This is a genomic window from bacterium, from assembly GCA_021372535.1.
GTDB lineage: Bacteria > Latescibacterota > Latescibacteria > Latescibacterales > Latescibacteraceae > JAFGMP01.
In genome coordinates this window covers 1-5,976 of sequence record JAJFUH010000033.1, presented here as the reverse complement: position 1 = coordinate 5,976, position 5,976 = coordinate 1, and the positions used below count along the sequence as shown (strand labels likewise).

The following is a 5,976-nucleotide window of genomic DNA, read 5'->3' as shown; positions in this document are numbered from 1 at the left end:
GCCGATGAAAAATTAAGAAATGAAATAGAAAATTTATTAAATGATTGTACAGTGGATAAGGTTGATAAATGGATAACTTACCTTAATAAAATTGCTGATCAACAAAAAATCATTGATGATTGGAAGTTTCAGAATTTCAAGTCTTTTCTTCAAAAGATCGCTAATATCAAACCTGAATTAGCAGATAAAATTCTTTCTGATGCGTTTGAGCAAAATAAGAACCTTAAAAATTATACAAGATATTTTTTAGATGGTTTCCGAAATGCGAATCAATTAAAACTTTGGGATAAATACGTTAAAAAAATCATTGATACAAATAGTATTCAATTGACAAGTTCTATAGTTTATTCTCTTTATTTACCAGAAGGTTCAGATTTGGTAAATAAAATAAGAAAAAAAGATATTGATTTACTTGAAGATATTGTTAAACAAAAAGGGAAATTTTCATATTTACAAGATAAAATGGATTATGAAATTCATTATGCCATTATAAATTCATTAGCAAGAAATCATGCAACAAATTCTCAGCGTATGGAGCATTTGATAGTACAAGAAATAAGTCAGAATCCACATTACCTGAAATTGTATTTCCAACAACTGCCATATGTAATTTGGAAAAAAAGGTTTAATATCCAAACTTTGAGTTCAGATACTATTGAATTTTTGAAACAAAAAATGATTGAACTAACTGATATAGACTGGCATATTCAGGAAATTCTTATTGCTATTGGCAAACGTGATGGAATTCAAGCAGTTATGGACATCTTTCTGAACCGAATTAATAAAGATGTAGAGAGCAAAGAAAAACATGGATTCACGATAGATGAGCGTTATGAAGCTATTCCATATCATATTAATCCAGAGTTATGTAACTTCATTACTCAACACCCTGACTTTAAAGAAATTGCTGGCAAGTGGATCGAGAATATGACTGTAAAATTAAGTGTTTATAACTTTCATATATCCCATTTTATGCAAGAAATTGGAATTGGATTTAACGAAATACTTAAGTCACTCATTGAAAAAGGTGATGAAGATAGTTTGATGAAAGCTGTACTGGTTATGCACTCTATTGAAGGAGTTAACTTCGATATGTGTATTGAAATTGTTCGTAGGACAGATAACGAACAGATTCTCCGTAAGGTAAGTGTTAATATGTACTCGACTGGAATTGTTTCGGGAGAATATGGTATAGCTAACGCATATGAAGGTAAGGCGAAAGAACTTAAAAAGTACAAGGACGACGAGAACGAACACGTCCGAAAGTTCGCCAAACGTATGATTAAGAGTTTTAGGGATAGTGCCAAGAGAGAACGAAAAAGAGCAGACGAGGAGATGCAACTACGTAAAATTGAGTTTGAAGGTTAAATCATGTTGTCCTGCTCCAAACGGAAATGTAGTTTCCCTCGATGTGAATTAGCTATTGTACGTCAGGTAGTAGACTCATAGGAAAGTAACGAACGAAGCACAATACCGAAGAAAAAAGGAATAACGGAGTGTTTTCCGAGTTGACGCGTAAAAGCAAAAACTGTCATGCCCACTCCGCTACGTCGATTTTCTTCTACAGTACGCCAGCGTGATTAGTGCGCCAGGTGTGGGAGCACAGCGAGCTATACATTTTTCGGTAACTATTGTAGGGGCAATTCACGAATTGCCCTTGCTGAATGCTGATCTTCCTGAATCCCGCTTATTAATGGTGACTTGAAAAAGAATAATAAAATATTACTATATTATATTTATCCGTGTCCATCTGTGGTTATCTGTGGTTAATATTTTCTCCTTTTTTCTGTTTTTTTTCTTTTGCGTTTTCGCGCCGTTGCGAGAAATTTTTTAAAATACCTATATCCATCTGTAGATAATCCATCTTTTTTCTATGTAATCTGTGGCTTTTTTCTTTTTTTAATTTTAATAATATAAATCCTGTTAATCTTGTAAATCCTGTCAAAAATAATTTTATTTTTTTTGAGAATACGAGATTAAATCCCGTCCATGAATTCCCTGTAAACGCACTGAATTTTTCGTCAAACAGCTAAGTTCTTTTTTATAAATGAGGTTGTCTGCATATTTTCCTCTGAATGCCCATGAATGAAGCATCCGCAGACAGGATCGGTTCTGAACATCCTGCTGGCAGGTGATTACGGGAGTCCCGGTATCAATTTTCCGGCACTTTTTTTGTATCATGTCGCAAAAGCTTAAGTTGTTTATTTGCAAATACATGAATACAGAAATACCCCTGAATGCCCATGAACAAGGCATGTACAGGATATTTCACTTTTGCCTTATGCCTTTTGCCTTATGCCTTTTTTTCCTGCCTTATGCCATTTTCTTCCCGCTCCCTCAGATGAATGCCGCGGAACCGTCGCCATGATACCGGAAGGGACGGTGCCAGGTGATCGGCGGGTGTTTTTCGAGCCCCTCTTTCCTCAGCTCGACACCGAGGCCCGGTTTATCGGGAATTTCGAGATAACCCTTTGAAAATGCAAGGGGTTCGTCGATGATATCACAGCGCTCGGCGATATCGTCGGGGATATATTCGAGGATGAGAAAGTTGGGTATTGCCGCGCAGAGGTGGACATTCGCAGCGGTTGCGACCGGCCCCATGGGATTGTGCGGCGCGACATCGGCATGAAACGATTCGGCGAGCGCGGCGATCTTTTTCAATTCGGTGATTCCGCCGGCAATGCAGATATCGGGCTGAATGATGTGTGCGGCCTCGCGGACGAGCAGCTCCCTGAACGACCACTTGTCATAGAACATCTCCCCGGTCGCGACCGGAATGTTGACCTTGCGGACAAGCTGCGCGAGGGCATCGATGTTTTCAGGCCTGAGCGGCTCCTCGACAAAGAGCGGATGGTATGGTTTGATGGCTTCGACGAGCTCGACCGCGCATGCGACATTGCTCACCGCGGCGTGCACATCCACGGCGACATCGACATCGTCCCCGGCGGTCTCACGGACGGCGGCCAGGCGTTTCGGCGTCTCGCGAATGATCTCGCGCCAGGGCAGAACCGCATCCTGTTTTAGCGGCACGGGGAAGCACTTTACGGCCGTGAAGCCGTACTTTCCGATGATTTCCGCCGTTTTTGCGGCCATTTCGGAGATTGTCGTTCCCGAAACATGGCCGTAGGTTCTGATACGGTCGCGGCATTTCCCGCCGAGCAGCATCCATACGGGGACTCCGGCGCTTTTTCCCGCGAGGTCCCAGAGAGCGATATCGATCCCGCTCAAAGCCGACATGAGGACAAATCCTCCGGGAAAACGGCTGAACCTGTAGAGCTTCTGCCAGATGCCCTCGATGTTCCGGGGGTCCATGCCGGTCAGCCAGGGCTCGAAATAACGGACAGCGGCGACAACCGCTTCCTCCGGGCCGACCGAGTACGCTTCGCCAACTCCGGTCAAACCGTTGTCGGCGGCAATTTCGATGAAAACAAGATTACGGTGCTGTTCCTTGCTCATGTACGTATTAATGCCGGTTATTTTCATTGTACACCTTATGGTTTTGGTGAAATCACACCTGCTTTCAATCAGGTTCATTCATGACCGATCCAAAGGCAGGAATGGAATACGGATTTTCACGGATTATACGAATTTACGCGGATTTGTTTGTTTTATATTTTTTTACGTGACCTCGGCAGTGTCCGGTTACATAGAATGAAAATATGACAAGCAATTTATTATCAAAGAATTATAGATTTGTCAAGTTGTTTTGAATTGAAGTTGCTATAATCTTTAAAGTTCTTCTTCAGGCGCTGAGGCGACACTTTCCAAAATTCCGGCAAAAAAAACCGTATCGCCATGCTTATATCCTGCCTCCTCCGGGAGAAGGGTGTCATGAAGTGACAGGAATGGAACATTGTAAATAGTTAACCGGAAAGTCATGGATACTGATTACAGCCCGGAATCAGGAGTTACCCGGCATAAACGAGACCGGATACATTTGTGAGTCAGGAAAGAAATGTTGTGGCTGCAACGATGGCGCTGTGGAAAACCTTTTCACAGCACCATCGCCTTGGCCGACCCGATCAGATATGCCCGATGGTTGCTTCGAGCAGTTTTGCGTACCGGTTTCTAATAATAAACCAGACAATCACGGAGATTGTAAAAACCGTCAGGCTATATATGACAAACTGCAGCAATCCCACAATCATGGCATAGACGATTTGGGGATCGGAAGAACCTGTCTTGATGACGCTTTCAAGCCCGCTGCTTGCGCCAAAGAAAGATCCAATGAATCCAAACAGAACGATCAATCCGCTCCAGAACAGAATTGCGTTAATCCTGCTTCCCATCGTCTGCAGACGGTTTTCCCGCTTTCTGACATAGAGTTCCACAGCGCACCGTATCGCCTGGACGATAACAACAAGCGTCAGTACCACGTTGATGATACCGAACGGTCCCCAGTTTCGAAGAATGAATCCCACAACAACCTCCTTCATGATAATGGTTTACCGTACAACACGGCCTTTTCATGCTGCTCGATGGTCAGAGTCTTGAGCGTGAACACGAACCAGATCACTGACGCGGTCGCCGCAAGAAAAAAACTGAGCGCGACGAAAAAGAAAGCGCCCTGTAACGTCGATATAAGGCCGGAGACATCCTTTCCCCCGGCATAAATCGCTTTTATGAGTGCAGAGTAGATTTCAAGAAAAAAACCATCGACGCCGATCAGGATGCTGAGACATCCGAGGAAGAGCATGAAAGGCAATCCCGAACGTATTCTCGTCACGGTATGATCCCTCTTGATATAAAGGACATAAAGCCGTGAAATTGTAATCCCGCAGAGGGCGAGTGTTATACCCGCCAGCATCCACGCGAAAGGCCCGTCGATGAACAGTGAACCGTGGGATGCTTTCATGTATAGAACACAACTGGCTGCCAGCATGATAACACACCAGGATATAACTTCGATCCACCGCTGAACATGGGAAGGAAAACGCCGCAGAAAGCGTTTGACGGCAGAGTCGTTCAGTCGGATCAGAAGATCGACAGCCTCATCGCCGATGGCGATTTTATCTACGGCCATCCGCATCGCCGTCTCTTCGGCTATCCCGCGATTTATATACGTAGCATACAGGTCTTCCAGATCGCCCGCCAATTCCAGCAGAATGCGGGATTTCAACGGTTGCGGCACATCGAGTCGACCGCTCATTTCCCTGAGCAGCGCAGTGAACCTGTTCATGTCGTCCGGTCTCCTATGATTGACATAAGGGCGGAGAAGAACTCACCCAAACCCGCCCGCTGTTGAGTGAGATACTCCTTCCCTTTCCCGGTAGTCGTATAATACTTGCGCTTTCTCCCGGAATCGATGTCCTCCCACAGGCCTCGTATCAAGCCATCCTTTTCGAGTTTGTGCAGGATGGGATAGAGGGTGCCGTGGTTGAAAGTAAAGACCCCTCCGCTCAGTTCCTCGAGTTCGAGAGCTATCTGGTACCCATGACGGTCGCCACGCGCAAGGATTGCCAGTATCAGGGCTTCGTTACAGTTCTTCGGCAATGTCGCGATTTCGATTCCGGGCCGTTTCATCGATATCCTCTCGTTAATATATAGATGCTCTATATATCGAGAGTCAATATATATGTCCGATAGTTTTTGTCAAGAGGTTTTTTTGCGCAAATCAGCAGTGTCAGGGTAAGTTAATAAATAGCAGCACTTTATTCTATAATATCCGGGTAACCTACAACCTTTCCCCGATATAGAACAGGAGGTGTGCCTTTGAGAAGGAATACAGTATTTTCAATTTTTAATCAAAAGAATCCGCGAAAATTCGCCCGGTCCGCGAAAATCCGTGTGCTGTTAACCCGGATTATTCATAAATTTTTTTTCTTACAAAAGATCTGTCTTGTCCTGAAATAAGTTTACAGAAGAAGGGACAAGGAGTCAAGGATGAAAGAGGGAATGGGAGTGCGGTTTACGGAGGTATTGAAGCTGCATGTGGTGGGAGAGGTTGAGTCTGGGAGGATAAGTCAGTCGGAGGCG

The 5,976-nt window shown here is 44.0% G+C and carries 5 protein-coding genes; 1 reads left to right on the top strand and 4 read right to left on the bottom strand.

Annotation, left to right across the window (positions count from 1 at the left end):
- Positions 1-1,368: hypothetical protein (locus LLG96_03220; GenBank protein ID MCE5249210.1), on the top strand; the 1,368-nt coding region annotated here is incomplete at its 5' end.
- A gap of 969 nt (positions 1,369-2,337) precedes the next feature.
- Here the strand turns inward: LLG96_03220 and dgoD are convergent.
- The 4 genes from dgoD to LLG96_03200 all read right to left on the bottom strand — a co-directional run bounded on the left by dgoD (position 2,338) and on the right by LLG96_03200 (position 5,523).
- Positions 2,338-3,483, bottom strand: coding sequence for a galactonate dehydratase (gene dgoD / locus LLG96_03215; GenBank protein MCE5249209.1), 1,146 nt, complete (start codon positions 3,481-3,483; stop codon positions 2,338-2,340).
- Between the two features lie 539 nt (positions 3,484-4,022).
- Positions 4,023-4,421, bottom strand: a complete 399-nt coding sequence (locus tag LLG96_03210) for a hypothetical protein (protein MCE5249208.1) — start codon at positions 4,419-4,421, stop codon at positions 4,023-4,025.
- Positions 4,422-4,432: 11 nt separating this feature from the next.
- Positions 4,433-5,179 carry a hypothetical protein gene (locus LLG96_03205; protein MCE5249207.1) on the bottom strand — a complete coding sequence of 249 codons (747 nt, stop codon included), beginning with the start codon at positions 5,177-5,179 and terminating at the stop codon, positions 4,433-4,435.
- Entirely contained in the window at positions 5,176-5,523 is a 348-nt protein-coding gene (locus tag LLG96_03200) for a PadR family transcriptional regulator (protein MCE5249206.1), read from the bottom strand. Before LLG96_03200 ends, LLG96_03205 begins: the two co-directional genes overlap by 4 nt.
- Between the last annotated feature and the right edge of the window lie 453 nt (positions 5,524-5,976).